Annotated in this window: 16 protein-coding genes and 1 tRNA gene; 13 read left to right on the forward strand and 4 right to left on the reverse strand. The window is 58.4% G+C overall.

The annotated features are described in order from the left end of the window. The 9 genes from tolQ to HX823_RS01585 all read left to right on the forward strand — a co-directional run bounded on the left by tolQ (window position 1) and on the right by HX823_RS01585 (window position 6,580). On the forward strand, window positions 1–696 hold the full coding sequence (gene tolQ / locus HX823_RS01545; RefSeq protein ID WP_015885609.1) for a protein TolQ: 696 nt from the start codon (window positions 1–3) through the stop codon (window positions 694–696). 23 nt (window positions 697–719) lie between these two features. Continuing rightward, window positions 720–1,172 carry a protein TolR gene (gene tolR, locus HX823_RS01550; protein WP_161630238.1) on the forward strand — a complete coding sequence of 151 codons (453 nt, stop codon included), beginning with the start codon at window positions 720–722 and terminating at the stop codon, window positions 1,170–1,172. Then, window positions 1,172–2,245, forward strand: coding sequence for a cell envelope integrity protein TolA (tolA, locus tag HX823_RS01555; protein WP_033898485.1), 1,074 nt, complete (start codon window positions 1,172–1,174; stop codon window positions 2,243–2,245). Before tolR ends, tolA begins: the two co-directional genes overlap by 1 nt. A gap of 17 nt (window positions 2,246–2,262) precedes the next feature. Next, window positions 2,263–3,543: a Tol-Pal system beta propeller repeat protein TolB gene (gene tolB, locus HX823_RS01560; protein ID WP_177073971.1), complete on the forward strand. Its 1,281-nt coding sequence runs from the start codon at window positions 2,263–2,265 to the stop codon at window positions 3,541–3,543. Between the two features lie 55 nt (window positions 3,544–3,598). Then, complete coding sequence (gene pal, locus HX823_RS01565; protein ID WP_003209827.1) at window positions 3,599–4,099, forward strand: peptidoglycan-associated lipoprotein Pal; 501 nt, start codon at window positions 3,599–3,601, stop codon at window positions 4,097–4,099. Between the two features lie 6 nt (window positions 4,100–4,105). Further along, a complete protein-coding gene (gene ybgF / locus HX823_RS01570; protein WP_025854758.1) occupies window positions 4,106–4,939 on the forward strand; it encodes a tol-pal system protein YbgF in 834 nt (277 codons plus the stop codon). Window positions 4,940–5,102: 163 nt separating this feature from the next. After that, the gene (queE, locus tag HX823_RS01575; RefSeq protein WP_010208116.1) at window positions 5,103–5,750 is read left to right on the forward strand and encodes a 7-carboxy-7-deazaguanine synthase QueE; all 648 of its coding nucleotides are present in this window, start codon (window positions 5,103–5,105) and stop codon (window positions 5,748–5,750) included. A gap of 16 nt (window positions 5,751–5,766) precedes the next feature. Beyond that, window positions 5,767–6,441 (forward strand): 7-cyano-7-deazaguanine synthase QueC, encoded by a 675-nt coding sequence (queC, locus tag HX823_RS01580; RefSeq protein WP_028617741.1) that lies wholly within the window; start codon window positions 5,767–5,769, stop codon window positions 6,439–6,441. A 63-nt stretch (window positions 6,442–6,504) separates the two neighbouring features. Further along, window positions 6,505–6,580: transfer RNA gene (locus tag HX823_RS01585), tRNA-Lys, on the forward strand. 133 nt (window positions 6,581–6,713) lie between these two features. Here HX823_RS01585 and HX823_RS01590 read toward each other — a convergent pair. After that, on the reverse strand, window positions 6,714–7,322 hold the full coding sequence (locus tag HX823_RS01590) for an ArsR family transcriptional regulator (protein ID WP_177073972.1): 609 nt from the start codon (window positions 7,320–7,322) through the stop codon (window positions 6,714–6,716). 165 nt (window positions 7,323–7,487) lie between these two features. Between HX823_RS01590 and HX823_RS01595 the strand changes: the two genes are divergently transcribed. The 4 genes from HX823_RS01595 to nadA all read left to right on the forward strand — a co-directional run bounded on the left by HX823_RS01595 (window position 7,488) and on the right by nadA (window position 12,201). Continuing rightward, entirely contained in the window at window positions 7,488–7,718 is a 231-nt protein-coding gene (locus tag HX823_RS01595; protein WP_033902227.1) for a hexameric tyrosine-coordinated heme protein, read from the forward strand. A gap of 211 nt (window positions 7,719–7,929) precedes the next feature. Further along, a complete protein-coding gene (locus tag HX823_RS01600) occupies window positions 7,930–9,216 on the forward strand; it encodes an OmpP1/FadL family transporter (protein WP_177073973.1) in 1,287 nt (428 codons plus the stop codon). Window positions 9,217–9,333: 117 nt separating this feature from the next. Beyond that, window positions 9,334–10,908, forward strand: a complete 1,575-nt coding sequence (locus tag HX823_RS01605) for a lactate dehydrogenase (RefSeq protein ID WP_256349944.1) — start codon at window positions 9,334–9,336, stop codon at window positions 10,906–10,908. Between the two features lie 234 nt (window positions 10,909–11,142). Beyond that, entirely contained in the window at window positions 11,143–12,201 is a 1,059-nt protein-coding gene (nadA, locus tag HX823_RS01610; RefSeq protein WP_038845978.1) for a quinolinate synthase NadA, read from the forward strand. Between the two features lie 4 nt (window positions 12,202–12,205). Here nadA and HX823_RS01615 read toward each other — a convergent pair whose 3' ends face one another. The 3 genes from HX823_RS01615 to gcvT all read right to left on the reverse strand — a co-directional run bounded on the left by HX823_RS01615 (window position 12,206) and on the right by gcvT (window position 14,520). After that, window positions 12,206–12,694: an RDD family protein gene (locus tag HX823_RS01615; protein ID WP_028617737.1), complete on the reverse strand. Its 489-nt coding sequence runs from the start codon at window positions 12,692–12,694 to the stop codon at window positions 12,206–12,208. 95 nt (window positions 12,695–12,789) lie between these two features. Further along, complete coding sequence (locus tag HX823_RS01620) at window positions 12,790–13,002, reverse strand: cold-shock protein (protein ID WP_003365337.1); 213 nt, start codon at window positions 13,000–13,002, stop codon at window positions 12,790–12,792. Between the two features lie 393 nt (window positions 13,003–13,395). Then, entirely contained in the window at window positions 13,396–14,520 is a 1,125-nt protein-coding gene (gene gcvT, locus HX823_RS01625; RefSeq protein WP_177073974.1) for a glycine cleavage system aminomethyltransferase GcvT, read from the reverse strand. Between the last annotated feature and the right edge of the window lie 35 nt (window positions 14,521–14,555).

Genomic DNA, 14,555 nt, shown 5'->3' on the forward strand with positions numbered 1-14,555 from the left:
GTGGAACCTACCGTCGTCGACCATTCCTCCATGTGGAGCCTGGTCAGCAATGCCAGTGTTGTGGTTCAACTGGTCATGCTGACCCTGGTAGCCGCATCGGTTACCTCTTGGGTCATGATTTTTCAGCGCAGCAACCTGCTGCGTGCCGGTCGACGTGCCCTGGAGAGCTTTGAAGAGCGCTTCTGGTCGGGTATCGACCTGTCCAAGCTGTACCGCCAGGCTGGCAGCAACCCAGACCCGGATTCGGGCGTCGAGCAGATCTTCCGCGCCGGCTTCAAGGAATTCTCCCGCCTGCGCCAGCAGCCAGGCGTTGACCCGGAAGCGGTCATGGAAGGCGTGGCCCGTGCCATGCGTGTCGCCATTTCCCGCGAAGAAGAGAAGCTTGAGCAAAGCTTGCCGTTTCTTGCCACCGTCGGTTCCGTGAGCCCGTACATCGGCCTGTTCGGTACCGTGTGGGGCATCATGAACTCCTTCCGTGGCCTGGCCCAGGCCCAGCAAGCGACCCTGGCCACCGTGGCTCCAGGTATTGCCGAAGCCCTGATCGCCACCGCGATCGGCCTGTTCGCTGCTATCCCCGCAGTAATTGCCTACAACCGTTTTGCCGCCACCAGCGAAACGTTGATCGGCCGTTACTACACCTTCGCCGACGAATTCCAGGCGATCCTGCACCGTAAAGTGCACACCAGCGAAGAATAAGCAGGTAATTCCCAATGGCTTTAATCGCTCGAGCTCGCAAAAAGCGCAAGCCGGTCGCCGAGATGAACGTAGTGCCTTACATCGATGTGATGCTGGTGCTGCTGGTTATCTTCATGGTGACCGCGCCGATGCTCAATCAGGGCGTGAAGGTTGATCTGCCCAAGGTTTCCAGCGAAGCCTTGCCGCAAGACAACAACACCCAGGTCCTGACCATTTCGATCAAGGCTGACAAGACCTATTACTGGAACCTTGGCAGCGAAGTCGATACCCAAAAACAGCAGGACAAGGCTATGACCTTGCCGCAGATGACCGACGCGGTGACCAAGATCATTCGCTCTGGCAATGAAGGCGGCAAGCACACCCAAGTCTTCATTCGCGGCGACAAAGTGGTCGACTATGGCTCCGTCATGGGCGCCATGGGCGGACTGCAGAAGGCCGGCGTGGGCAACGTTGGCTTGATTACCGAGGCGCCCTGATGCAGCAACAGCGAGAGCCGTCCGCCTCGGAAAGCTTCTTCTGGCCTAGCGTCTGGGCAATTGCCCTGCACGTCCTGGTGTTTGGCATGCTGTTCGTCAGCTTTGCCATGACCCCGGACCTGCCGCCAGCCAAGCCGATCGTGCAGGCGACCCTGTATCAGCTGAAATCGAAAAGTCAGGCCACCACCCAGACCAATCAGAAGATTGCGGGTGAGGCCCAGAAGTCGGCTGCGCGCCAGACTGAAGTCGAACAGATGGAACAGAAGAAGGTCGAGCAGGAAGCGGTGAAGGCTGCTGCGGAACAAAAGAAAGAAGAGGCGGCTCAAAAGGCCGAGGAATCGAAAAAGGCTGACGAAGCGAAGAAAGCGGACGAGGCGAAAAAGGCTGATGAAGCCAAGAAAGCCGAGAAAGCTGCCGAAGCCAAAAAGGCCGAAGAGAAACAATTGGCTGATATAGCCAAGAAGAAGTCTGAAGAAGAAGCCAAGAAGGCTGCTGAAGAAGAGGCCAAGAAAAAGGCCGCTGAAGACGCCAAGAAGAAAATAGTCGAAGACGCGAAGAAGAAAGCCGCCGAAGACGCCAAGAAAAAAGCTGAAGCAGACGAGGCGAAGAAAAAAGTCGCCGACGACGCGAAGAAGAAAGCTGCCGCCGATGCCCAGAAGAAAAAGGCTCAGGAAGCAGCGCGCAAATCCGCCGAAGAGAAAAAGGCCCAGGCCTTGGCAGACTTGCTCTCCGACACGCCGCAGCGTCAGCAAGCCTTGGCCGATGAACGTGGCGATGAAGTTGCGGGCAGTTTCGACGACCTGATTCGGGCGCGGGCAGCAGAAGGTTGGACACGTCCACCTTCGGCACGTAAAGGCATGACAGTAGTGCTGCAGATCGGCATGTTGCCGGACGGTACGGTGACTTCGGTCAGCGTGTCCAAGTCCAGTGGTGACGGTTCGTTCGACAGTTCGGCGGTTGCCGCGGTCAAGAATATTGGCCGGTTGACCGAGATGCAGGGAATGAAACCAAGCGACTTCGCTCCCTATCGTTCATTCAAGATGACATTCACACCTGAGGATCTAGCCTTGTGAGAAACCTTCTTCGAGGAATGCTTGTCGTTATTTGCTGTATGGCAGGGATAGCGGCGGCGGATGAAAAGAACATCCTGGTCACCAGCGGTAGCGATCGGGCCACCCCGATCGCGGTAGTACCGTTCGGTTGGCAAGGCGGCAGCGTGCTGCCGGACGACATGGCCCAGATCGTCAGCGACGACCTGCGCAACTCCGGCTACTACGCACCGATTCCAAAAGGCAACATGATCAGCCAGCCGAACCAGGCCAGCGAAGTCGTGTTCCGCGACTGGAAAGCGGTGGGCGCGCAGTACCTGATGGTCGGCAATATCACGCCGGCCGGTGGTCGTCTGCAAATCACCTACACCTTGTTCAACGTGGCGACCGAGCAGCAGGTTCTGACCGGCAGCGTGTCGGGCACGGCCGAGCAGATCCGCGACATGGCCCACTACATCTCGGACCAGTCGTTTGAAAAGCTCACCGGTATCAAGGGTGCTTTCTCGACGCGTCTGCTGTACGTAACGGCTGAACGTTTCTCCGTAGACAACACTCGTTACACTTTGCAGCGTTCGGACTACGACGGTGCACGGGCTGTGACCTTGCTGCAATCCCGTGAGCCAATCCTGTCGCCGCGCTTCGCGCCGGACGGCAAGCGTATTGCCTACGTGTCCTTCGAACAGAAGCGTCCGCGTATCTTCGTCCAGCACATCGATACTGGCCGTCGTGAGCAGATCACCAACTTCGAAGGCCTCAACGGTGCACCGGCCTGGTCGCCGGATGGTTCGCGCCTGGCGTTTGTACTGTCCAAAGATGGCAACCCGGATATCTACGTGATGAACATGGCTTCGCGCCAGATCACTCGCGCAACCAGCGGCCCTGGCATCAACACCGAGCCGTTCTGGGGCAAGGATGGTTCGACCATCTTCTTCACCTCTGACCGCGGCGGCAAGCCACAGGTCTACAAGGCGAACGTGAATGGTGGTGGGGCAGAGCGTGTTACTTTTATCGGTAACTACAACGCCAACCCTAAGCTTTCGGCCGATGAAAAGACGTTGGTGATGATTCACCGTCAGGATGGTTTCACTAATTTCCGGGTTGCGGCCCAGGATTTGCAGCGCGGAACCGTAAAAATCCTCACAGATACCAACCTTGATGAGTCAGCCACTGTTGCGCCCAACGGCACCATGGTAATCTACGCCACCCGCCAGCAGGGCCGGGGAGTCTTGATGCTCGTGTCCATTAATGGCCGCGTAAGGCTCCCACTTCCTACCGCACAAGGCGAAGTCAGAGAACCATCCTGGTCCCCTTACCTGAACTGACGCGGCGCTACAAAAAGAAGTACTTAACACACTGGGGTTCATTAGGAGTTTCACGATGGAAATGCTGAAGTTTGGTAAGTTTGCTGCTCTGGCTCTGGCTCTGTCCGTAGCCGTTGGTTGCTCGTCTAAAGGCGGCGACAATGCCGGTGAAGGCGCAGCTGTTGATCCAAACGCTGGTTACGGCGCTAACACTGGTGCGGTTGACGGCTCCCTGAGCGAAGAAGCTGCTCTGCGCGCTATCACCACTTTCTACTTCGAATACGACAGTTCGGACCTGAAACCAGAAGCCATGCGCGCTCTGGACGTTCACGCGAAGGACCTGAAAGCTAACGGCGCTCGCGTTGTTCTGGAAGGTAACACTGACGAACGTGGTACTCGTGAGTACAACATGGCACTGGGCGAGCGTCGTGCGAAAGCCGTTCAGCGCTACCTGGTACTGCAAGGTGTTGCTCCAGGCCAACTGGAACTGGTTTCCTACGGTAAAGAGCGTCCAGTTGCTACTGGCCACGACGAGCAGTCCTGGGCTCAAAACCGTCGCGTCGAACTGCGTAAGTAATTCGTCATGCGAACGTGCCGTCGTGCTCTAACTGTATTGGCTCTCAGCCTCGCACCGCTTGCGGTGTGGGCTGCGGTTCCTGTGGAAGATAGCAACTCTGGCTATAACAATAGCGGGAGCAGTTATCCGCCAGCGGGTTATGGCACGAACGGCGCCTATGCGGGGGGAGCGGCTACGTCCGCTCCCTCGGCACAGGGCGAACTGTTCAACCAGCTGCAACGCATGCAGGATCAACTGGCGCAGCAACAAGGCACCATTGAAGTACTGCAAAACCAAGTGAACCAGCTGAAGCAAGAAGGCCTGGAGCGTTACCAGGATCTTGATCGACGCATTGGAGCCGGCGTTCAACCTGCCGCAACTCCTGATAATTCTTCTACCGGTGGCGCGCCAAGCGCTGCTGCCGGTGGTGCAGCAGCAGGGGCGGCTGCCAGCCAAGCCCCTGCCGCGAGCAGCGAACCGGGTGATCCGGCGAAGGAAAAGCTGTATTACGATGCAGCCTTCGACCTGATCAAAGCCAAGGATTTCGATAAGGCCAGCCAGGCATTTACCGCTTTCCTGCGCAAATACCCGAACAGCCAGTACGCGGGCAATGCTCAATACTGGTTGGGTGAAGTCAACCTGGCCAAGGGTGATCTACAGGGCGCGGGCCAGGCATTTGCCAAGGTCAGCCAGCTCTACCCCAAGCACGCCAAGGTGCCGGATTCACTGTACAAACTCGCTGACGTAGAACGCCGCCTGGGTCATACCGACAAGGTCAAAGGCATTCTGCAGCAGGTTGTGGCCCAGTATCCGGGGACTTCCGCTGCCCAGTTGGCTCAACGGGATCTGCAGCGCTTGTAAGCGATGCAGCCGTTTAGAAGAAACCCGCGCCTGGCGCGGGTTTTTTCGTTAGAATCCACGCCCTTTTATGAAACACGCTTTTTGGGGCCTGCGCGTTGGCGGGGTTCCTTTAAGTGCCTGACGGAGGCGGACAGCCTGTTTAGCTGTTACGCCCGTGGCGACTATGCAAGACACATTACGAATTACCGAAGTCTTTTACTCGTTGCAGGGTGAAACGCGAACGGCTGGCCTGCCCACAGTATTTGTGCGCCTGACCGGTTGCCCCCTGCGTTGCCAATACTGCGACAGCGCCTACGCCTTCAGTGGCGGCACGGTGCGCACCCTCGATGACATTCTGGAGCAGGTCGCCGGCTACAAGCCGCGCTACGTCTGCGTGACCGGCGGCGAGCCGTTGGCCCAGCCCAATGCCATCCCGTTGCTCAAGCAGCTGTGTGATGCCGGCTACGAGGTTTCCCTGGAGACCAGTGGCGCCCTGGACATCTCCGCGGTCGACCCCCGTGTCAGCCGCGTGGTCGACCTCAAGACCCCCGACTCCAAGGAAGCGCACCGTAACCGCTACGAGAACATCGAGCTGCTGACGGCCAACGACCAGGTCAAGTTCGTCATTTGTTCCCGCGACGACTACGACTGGGCGAACTCCAAGCTGATTCAATACGGGCTGGACCGCCGCGCAGGCGAAGTGCTGTTCTCGCCAAGCCACCATGACCTGAATGCACGCGACCTCGCCGATTGGGTGGTTGCAGACAACCTACCGGTGCGCCTGCAATTGCAGTTGCATAAATACCTTTGGAACGACGAGCCAGGACGCTGATATGACTGAACACACAATGGATCAAAAACGCGCGGTAATCCTGCTGTCCGGCGGCCTCGACTCCGCCACCGTGGTGGCCATGGCCCAGGCGCAAGGCTACAGCTGCTACACCATGAGCTTCGACTACGGCCAGCGTCACCGCGCCGAGCTGAATGCCGCCGCGCGTGTCGCCCGTGAGATGGGCGTGGTCGAGCACAAAGTGATTGGACTGAACCTCAACGGCATCGGTGGCTCCGCGCTGACCGACAGCAGCATCGATGTGCCGGAAGCACCTAGCGAAGGCATCCCGGTGACCTACGTGCCGGCACGCAACACCGTGTTCCTGTCCCTGGCCCTGGGTTGGGCAGAGGTACTTAACGCCCGCGACATCTTCATCGGCGTCAACGCAGTGGATTACTCCGGTTACCCGGACTGCCGCCCAGAGTTCGTCGAGTCGTTCGAGCGCATGGCCAACCTGGCGACCAAAGCCGGTGTAGAAGGGCAGGGTTTCCGTATCCTGGCGCCGCTGCAAAACCTGAGCAAGGCCGATATCGTCAAGGCTGGTGTAGGACTTGGCGTAGATTATTCGCTGACTGTTTCCTGCTATCAGGCAGACGATGACGGCCGTGCTTGTGGGAAATGCGACAGCTGCCGACTGCGTGCAGAAGGCTTCCAAGCGGCCGGAATTACTGACCCAACGCGTTATTTCTGATTTATTTCAAATAAGGTGTTGAATAATCCTTAGAAATCAGTATTATACGCGCCACCACACAGCGGGTCGTTAGCTCAGTTGGTAGAGCAGTTGGCTTTTAACCAATTGGTCGTAGGTTCGAATCCCACACGACCCACCATTTTTGGCGGTTTAGAAAATCCGGAAGGCCCACGCAAGTGAGGATTTCCGGGTTTTTTTTTTGCCTGTTCGAAACGTCAAAGGCCCCGGCTCGTGAAGAGTCCGGGGCCTTTTTTATTCCTCAGGAAGTCCTGTCAGGCGCTGTGCTCAATAAAGTACTGACAAATCAGCCGATCCTCCCGCAAGCACTGTTCGCTCGCCGGCATCCCGGTGGCTTCGGAAAAGAACGCGGCCATCGCCCTGCACACGCATTGCTCTTCGCGTACTACGCTGCCCACCGGGCAGGTGAAGTTGCGCACCATCACACCACCTTCCTGAGGCACCGCCTCGGTACTCGCGCCCAAGGCGTCGGCGGCGGCCATCGCCGCGCGCAGTCCGCTGTCAAAATCTTCAGGCTTGGCCAGGCCAGCGCGTTGGGCCAACTGGCGGCCGGTTTGTTCCAGCACGTCACCCAGCTCCTCGACGTTGTAGCGGTCCTTCAGGGTAGCCAGCAATTGCGTGAGCAGGATTTGATAAGCCGTTGAAGTGACATCTTCGCTGCCCGGTGCGGCTTCGAAGATCACGGGAGGCTTGCCCACAGTGTTAGGCGGACGGATCTTGCTGCGGCGCACCAAACCGTCGGACTCCAGCTGTTTGAGCTGCACGATCACGGCATTGCGGGTCACGGCGAGGTATTCGCAAAGCTGCACCACGGTCAGTGGCTCGCGCTGGAGAAGGTGCAGGATGTCGCTTTTGGTACTCACGGGCGGTCAGGTTCGCTGGCGAATGGGAGGGGCGAGTATAGCGTCATCAAATCCAGTTCACGGAACAAAAAACAATAAAGACAACAAATATTGTCAATATAGTTCGACAGTGATTAGAATCCTCTGCGCCATCGCACTGTGCGATCTAAAAAAAGGAAATGCCTGATGAGTCTGATACCCAACAATTCACTGGTCACCGCAACCCCCGAAGAGGGGCGCGAGCTGGCTATCAAAATGGCGCGGCTGGTGATCAAGGCGACCCAACCTGATGAAGCGGTACGCGGCCGCTTGCGCGATGTGTATGCCAATGACGCGGCAATGCTGATCAGCATTGGCCATGTGGTCGCGACGGAATTTGCGACGATTGCGGCGGCGAATAAATACTGGAACGTGTAGAGCGACCCGGCAGCCAGCGGTCTCTGTTGGCTGCCTGGAACTGCCCGGTCACAACCGGGTTTAAAGGTCAGAAAAAGAAACGATAAAACCACAAAAGTCTTTGATATACATAGGATTGTCTGACAATCCTCTGCATGAAAAACTCTTCATAAACCCCCCGCTCGAACGTTGGTAGCTTCCTCGTCGCTGCCCCACAATTCGAGTCCTAATAATGAATAACAAAACTCTTAAAGGCGCCTTGGCGCTCGCCGTTTCCCTTGCCTCAACCCCGCTGTTCGCCGGTGGTTTCGCGCTCAATGAACAAAGTATCAGTTCAATGGGCACGGGCTATGCCGGTCGCTCCTCATCGGCCGAAGACGCCAGTACCGTGTTCGGCAACCCCGCCGGTATGTCTCGCCTGAAGCAGAATGAAGTCAGTCTTGGTGCGACTTACCTCGATGCCAAAACCGATATCAAGAACGCCAGTTCGTCGCAGTTCGGTGCCGACAACCCAGGCACCAACAAGGGCGACATGGTGCCCGGCATTGCCGTGCCGATGGGCTACCTGGTCACGCCCATTGATGAGCACTGGGCGTTCGGCCTGGGCATCTATGCACCGTTCGGCCTGGTGACTGACTATGAGCACAGCTTCCAGGGCAATGGCTTCGGCAACAAGAGCAAGGTTTCGGTCATCACCGTGCAGCCGACGGTCAGCTATGCCTTCAACGACAAGGTGTCGGTAGGCTTCGGCCCGACCTTCAACCGCATCAGTGGCGAGCTGGATTCCAATGTGCCGCTGGGTGGCGGAGCCGGCGAAAGCGTGAAAGTCAAAGGCGACGACAACGCCACCGGGTTCAACGCCGGTATCCTGGTGCAACCCCTCGAAAGTACGCGTATCGGCGTGACCTACCACTCGCAGGTGGTGTACCACCTCACCGGCAAGACCCACGCCTCCGGGGTGATTTCCGATGCCTTTGACGGTGGCCCGCAGCGTTATGACGCCAGTTTGAACGTGACCACGCCGTCCTCGGTGGATTTCTCGGTCACCCATCAACTGAATGACGACTGGACCCTCTACCTCGGCAGCACCTACACCCGTTGGAGCCAGTTGAAGAAGATCACCATCAACAACGACGGGGTGTCCGACCTTACCGCTCAATTCGGCGGCCTGGGCTCGATCACCGAACAACAGCACTGGCATGACACCTGGTCCCACGCCATCGGCGCGGCGTATCGGGTCAACAAACAACTGGTGCTGCGGACCGGTTTCTCGGTGGACCAGACGCCGACCAACAACACCGACCGTTCCGTGCGGATTCCTACGGGGGACCGCACTGTTTTCAGTCTGGGCGCCGGCTGGACGCCCGTCGACAACCTGACGTTCGATGTGGCGTATTCCTACCTCAAGGAAGAGCCGATCAAGGTCCATCAGAACCTTTCCCAGGTAGGGCTGACGTACGATGCCAAGTATGAAAACAGCGCCAATGGGTTCGGTGGATCGGTGACTTACCGGTTCTGATTTTCGCAAAACCGCAAGGAGCCAGCTTTTTGGCATGGCTCTTTGCTATCTACGTGCTGTCAATCGATCGAAGTCTTGGTTAAATTGAGCATTGTCCAGCTCAAGACAGGGATCGTCATGACCACGCTTTCGCCTATTAATACCGGCAATACGCTTATCGCCCGTCCGACAGAAACGCCGCCTGCAACCCTGACGCACAACGTTGAAGTCAGCCTGAAGAGGCCCTCTGCAGTCGTCAGCCTGGGCAACGTCGTCTCCGATACGCTTTCCGACACCTATTCCCGTCGCGGACAATTACCGGGTCAAGAAACCGTGCGCGCCTGGGAAAGTGACAGCCAGGACGCGCTCAGCAAATCGCTCAACACCAACTTCAATTCGCAGTCGACGGCCAACCGCTTCAGTGGCTTGGGCGCCGGCCTGATTTCGCAGTTCGCCAAGGGCGGGGCAGCGGTTTCCCAGTCGGTGATGTTCGCGAGTGCCGACCGCGCGGCGAACGCGGGTGAAATCAAACTTGATCAGGGCCTGCTGCACACCAAGGCCGACAATCAGGTCAGCCTCAGCATCAAAACCGCCAGCGGCAAGACCGTCACCTTCAGCCTCTCGAGCCAGATCGATGGCCTGGGTGTGCAAGCGACGGTAGACGGTGGCACCTTGACCGATGAGGAGCTCAAGGCCGTCGGCAAACTGGGCAGCGCCTTCCAGTCCGCCGTGGATGGGTTGACGGCAATGCCACCGAAGCTCGACCTGAGCCAACTGACGCAGTTTGACACCAACCTGCTGGCGTCGGTGGACCTCAATGCCACGCTCAAATCCCTGGACGGCCAGGACCTGAGTCTGGCCTTCCACGCCGATAGCCAAAGCCGCACCACCCGCATGAGTGGCCCGCTCGGCGAGCTGAACCTGGCCGTCGACCTGAAAAACGCTGCGATCCTCGGCAACGCCAAACAACAAGCCAAGGCCCTGCAAAGCTATCTCGCCCAATTCGACCGGGCGCAGGAGCGCGGCAGTGCCAAGCCAGAGCTGATGGCGATGTTCAAAGACGCCTTCAGCGCCATGAACAGCCATTATCCACAGGGCGTTACCCTGCCCGAAGCGTTGACACGCAATTCGACCGACCAGGGCTTGCTGACCGGCTTGGCGGACTTCAAGGCATCCATCAAACAGGCCAGCGAATCGCCTAACCCGATGCGCCCGTCTGAGGTGGACAGCTTCGCCTACGAGGTCTCGCAAAAGACCCGCGTCGGCGGCAACAGCCTGTTGGATCGCAGTGTCAGCCAGGACCAGCAGTCGAGCCTCTCCGCGAGTTTCCATAAAGGGCTCAAGGGCGGCAAAGCGCCTGCCCTGGACGGCAACGCAGAGTCGCAGAACTATCGCTACGTACAAGTGCAGGACAAGGCCAGCAGTTCGGCCAAGCTCTCCTACAAGGACGGCCTGCTGGCCAGTGCAACCCTCGATCAAAGTGCCAGCCAGAACACCCGCACGCAGCAATATGTGATGGGCAAGTTGGTGGAAGACACCACGGTGCCGAAAGAGGCGTCGGTCAAGCGCGACTATCTGGTGTTGCTCGAATACGCGGCCAAGGAAAGCAAGAAGTCCAAGGATGCGCTGGAGGAGTCCACTGTTAAGGAGGCCCTGGCCAGCCTGCATGCTTCGGTAATGTTGCAGGAAGATCCGTCCGCACTGGCACGCTGACGCGGCTGTAAAAAAGGCGTCTCCAGTGATGGAGGCGCCTTTTTTTTGCCCGGCAGACGCACCGACGAATGCCAGATTAGGCTTTTGAAACCCTTGGATATTCTGTAGCCTTGCGCAGCTTCACCTTAACCCGTGCTTGATGAACACAATCACTTCGTCCGGCGGCGCCCGAAGGGCTCCAGAGCCGGTGGTACACTCGACTTTCGCGCAACTGCGCCTGCAGGTCTTGCGAACATGACGCAAATTTCCGAACGCCTTCTGGTTCAAGCCCACCTCGACGCCAAGCAGCCCAAGGCCCTCAGCGCCGCTGAAGAGGCGAACCTGCGTACCGCCATCGCCGCCGAGCTCAAGGCTCAAGACGCGGTGCTGGTTGCCCACTTCTACTGTGACCCGGTGATCCAGGCCCTGGCCGAAGAAACCGGCGGCTGCGTCTCCGACTCCCTGGAAATGGCTCGCTTCGGCGCTGCCCACCCGGCCAAGACCGTATTGGTCGCCGGCGTACGTTTCATGGGCGAGACCGCCAAGATCCTCACCCCCGAAAAACGCATCCTCATGCCCACCCTGGAAGCCACGTGTTCCCTGGACCTGGGTTGCCCGGTGGAGGAGTTCTCGGCGTTCTGCGACCAACATCCCGAGCGCACCGTGGTGGTGTACGCCAACACCTCGGCGGCGGTCAAAGCCCGGGCGGATTGGGTGGTGACATCCAGTTGCGCGCTGGAAATCGTCGAAAGCCTGATGGACAACGGCGAGACAATTATCTGGGGCCCGGACAAGCACCTGGGCACGTACATCCAGCGCCAGACCGGTGCTGACATGCTGCTGTGGGACGGTGCCTGCATCGTCCACGAAGAGTTCAAGTCCAAGCAGCTTGAAGACATGAAGGCGCTGTACCCGGATGCAGCGATTTTGGTGCACCCAGAGTCGCCGACCTCGGTGATTGAACTGGCAGACGCCGTAGGTTCGACCAGCCAGTTGATTGCGGCTGCCCAGCGCCTGCCGAACAAGACCTTCATCGTCGCCACCGACCGCGGCATCTTCTACAAGATGCAGCAGCTGTGCCCGGACAAGGTCTTTGTCGAGGCGCCTACCGCCGGCAATGGCGCGGCGTGCCGCAGTTGCGCACATTGTCCGTGGATGGCGATGAACACGCTGGAGCGCACGCTGCAGTGCCTGCGCGAGGGCAGCAACGAGATCTTCGTCGAGCCCTCAGTGATCCCGCAGGCCGTGCGCCCGCTCAAGCGCATGCTTGATTTCACTCAGGCTGCCCGCCTGAAACTGGCCGGCAACGCCTGAGTCGTTACTTTTTCTGTTTGGGGATGCGAACCAGCTGGCTGTCGGAATAGATGTCATGCCAGCTGCGTTTGCGCTTATCAACCAGCGACCAGATAAACCCCAGCCCCACGCACAACCACGACGCAATCGACACCACAAAGCGCAACAGCGCCTGCCACAGGCTGATCCGTGAGCCATCGGCATTCTGCACGCGCACGCCCCACACCTGCATGCCCAGGGTCTGCCCGGAATGGGTCCAGAACTTGGCAAAGAAGCCGAACAGCACAAACAACAGGATCGTCGACAGCAACGGGTCGCCGTCCAGCGCGCCGGACTCGGTGAGGGTGCGCATCTTGGCTTCACCGACAAACGCGATCCAGATCAGCTTGTAGGCGAACGCGGTGACGATCAGCAGTGCAGTGCATAACAGAAAGTCATAGAACATCGCTGCCAGGCGACGGCCCAGGCCAACGGCGGGAAATTCGCCTTGAGGGCTCAGCAGGGGTTTTGACATGGCAGGGCTCTCTTGTGAAAAAAGCCATTTTACGAGCAAACGCACATAAAAAAGCCCCTGATGTCACCATCAGGGGCTTTTTGTCGCAGGAGGGATCAACCTTCCGCTTGTACTTCGTCAGCCTGCATGCCTTTTTGGCCTTGCACAGCAACGAACGTCACTTTCTGGCCTTCTTTCAGGCTCTTGAAGCCGTTGCCCTGAATAGCGCGGAAATGCACGAACAGATCCGGACCGCTTTCTGGAGTGATAAAACCAAACCCTTTCTCGTCGTTAAACCACTTGACGGTACCGCTCTGACGTTCAGCCATTTTCTTATTTCCTTGACGCTAAAAATTAATGACAGCCCCTTTCGCAGGAAAGAGTACTGGGCTGGGTTGCAGGAAAGTAAGAGACGTCGAACGGGTTGTAGCACAACTACTTCAGCTACTGCCCAGGTCCAGGTTCCAAGCGACCCATGCAAACACAGTGGGCAAACTCTACGCCAACTAGTGGAGAAAAAACAAGCCCTGCCAAAAGCCCAGGTTTTGCTGGGGCTTATGACACTTGGGTGAATAGTATGGATCCGACTTATTCGATAGAGTTGATCACTTGTTATAGCTTGATTCCTATAGGAAAGACTATCGGTAGTGCACTGTTTTATGGCGATTGCGTTACAAATTAGTGCGCTTTAACGCAATCGCGTTACTTATAGAAACAGTCAATCAACCACGGTAGTAACGTTGTGGCACAAATGGCATTTTACTTACACGTAGTGGCACCTTTTTCCCACGTACCAACGCAGAGACTTCGGTATCCAGTGCAGTAAAAGCACTGTCCAGGTAACCCATGGCCAGCGGGCCGCCGAGGGTCGGACCGAAACCGCCGCTGCACACGCTGCCGATCACGGTGCCGTCGGCGTCGACGATTTCTGCGCCTTCACGCACCGGCGTGCGTTCTTGCGGCAACAGACCTACACGTTTGCGGTTCACACCGGTTTGCTGCTGGGTGAAGATTTTGTCGGCACCCGGGAAGCCACCGGCACGGGCGCCGTCGGCACGACGGGCCTTGGAGATCGCCCACAGCAGGCTGGCTTCGATTGGTGTGGTGTCGGTGTTCATGTCATGGCCATACAGGCACAGGCCGGCTTCCAGGCGCAGCGAGTCGCGGGCGCCCAGGCCGATGGCCTGTACTTCGGTCTCGGCCAGCAGGCTGCGCGCGAGGCTTTCGGCATTGGCGGCAGGCACGGAGATTTCAAAGCCGTCTTCGCCGGTGTAGCCCGAGCGGCTGACGTAGCAGTCCACGCCCAGCAGGCGCAGCGTGGCGAACTGCATGAAGGTCATCTTGGTGACTTCCGGTGCCAGGCGCGCCAGTACCTTCACTGCCGCCGGGCCTTGCAGGGCCAGCAACGCGCGCTCTTCGAACAGTGGCTCGATGGTGCACTGGTCGCCGATATGTTGGCGCAGGTGGGCCAGGTCCTGGTCCTTGCAGGCGGCGTTGACCACCAGGAACAGTTCGTCGTTACCCAGGTTGGCCACCATCAGGTCATCGAGAATGCCGCCCTGGTCGTTGGTGAACATCGCGTAGCGCTGCATGCCCACCGGCAGGTCGATGATGTCGACCGGCACCAGGGTTTCCAGGGCCTTGGCGGCATTGGCGCCGGTGAGGCGGATCTGGCCCATGTGGGACACGTCGAACAGCCCGGCCTGATCACGGGTGTGCAGGTGTTCCTTCATCACGCCCAACGGGTATTGCACCGGCATGTCGTAGCCGGCGAAGGGCACCATGCGCGCGCCCAGTTCGATGTGCAGGGCGTGCAGAGGGGTTTTCAACAGGGTTTCGGTGGACATATTCAGCTCCTGAAAAACGTGCTGGCGCGCCGTTA

The organism is Pseudomonas sp. P7759 (assembly GCF_013386445.1).
GTDB classification, from domain to species: domain Bacteria; phylum Pseudomonadota; class Gammaproteobacteria; order Pseudomonadales; family Pseudomonadaceae; genus Aquipseudomonas; species Aquipseudomonas azotoformans_A.

Bases quoted from the DNA above. Each gene is read 5' to 3' on its own strand.
- tolA (WP_033898485.1), top strand. From the start codon at position 1,172: ATGCAGCAACAGCGAGAGCCGTCCGCCTCGGAAAGCTTCTTCTGGCCT.
- tolB (WP_177073971.1), top strand. From the start codon at position 2,263: ATGCTTGTCGTTATTTGCTGTATGGCAGGGATAGCGGCGGCGGATGAA.
- pal (WP_003209827.1), top strand. From the start codon at position 3,599: ATGGAAATGCTGAAGTTTGGTAAGTTTGCTGCTCTGGCTCTGGCTCTG.
- ybgF (WP_025854758.1), top strand. From the start codon at position 4,106: ATGCGAACGTGCCGTCGTGCTCTAACTGTATTGGCTCTCAGCCTCGCA.
- queE (WP_010208116.1), top strand. From the start codon at position 5,103: ATGCAAGACACATTACGAATTACCGAAGTCTTTTACTCGTTGCAGGGT.
- queC (WP_028617741.1), top strand. From the start codon at position 5,767: ATGGATCAAAAACGCGCGGTAATCCTGCTGTCCGGCGGCCTCGACTCC.
- HX823_RS01595 (WP_033902227.1), top strand. From the start codon at position 7,488: ATGAGTCTGATACCCAACAATTCACTGGTCACCGCAACCCCCGAAGAG.
- HX823_RS01600 (WP_177073973.1), top strand. From the start codon at position 7,930: ATGAATAACAAAACTCTTAAAGGCGCCTTGGCGCTCGCCGTTTCCCTT.
- HX823_RS01605 (WP_256349944.1), top strand. From the start codon at position 9,334: ATGACCACGCTTTCGCCTATTAATACCGGCAATACGCTTATCGCCCGT.
- nadA (WP_038845978.1), top strand. From the start codon at position 11,143: ATGACGCAAATTTCCGAACGCCTTCTGGTTCAAGCCCACCTCGACGCC.
- HX823_RS01615 (WP_028617737.1), bottom strand. From the start codon at position 12,694: ATGTCAAAACCCCTGCTGAGCCCTCAAGGCGAATTTCCCGCCGTTGGC.
- HX823_RS01620 (WP_003365337.1), bottom strand. From the start codon at position 13,002: ATGGCTGAACGTCAGAGCGGTACCGTCAAGTGGTTTAACGACGAGAAA.
- gcvT (WP_177073974.1), bottom strand. From the start codon at position 14,520: ATGTCCACCGAAACCCTGTTGAAAACCCCTCTGCACGCCCTGCACATC.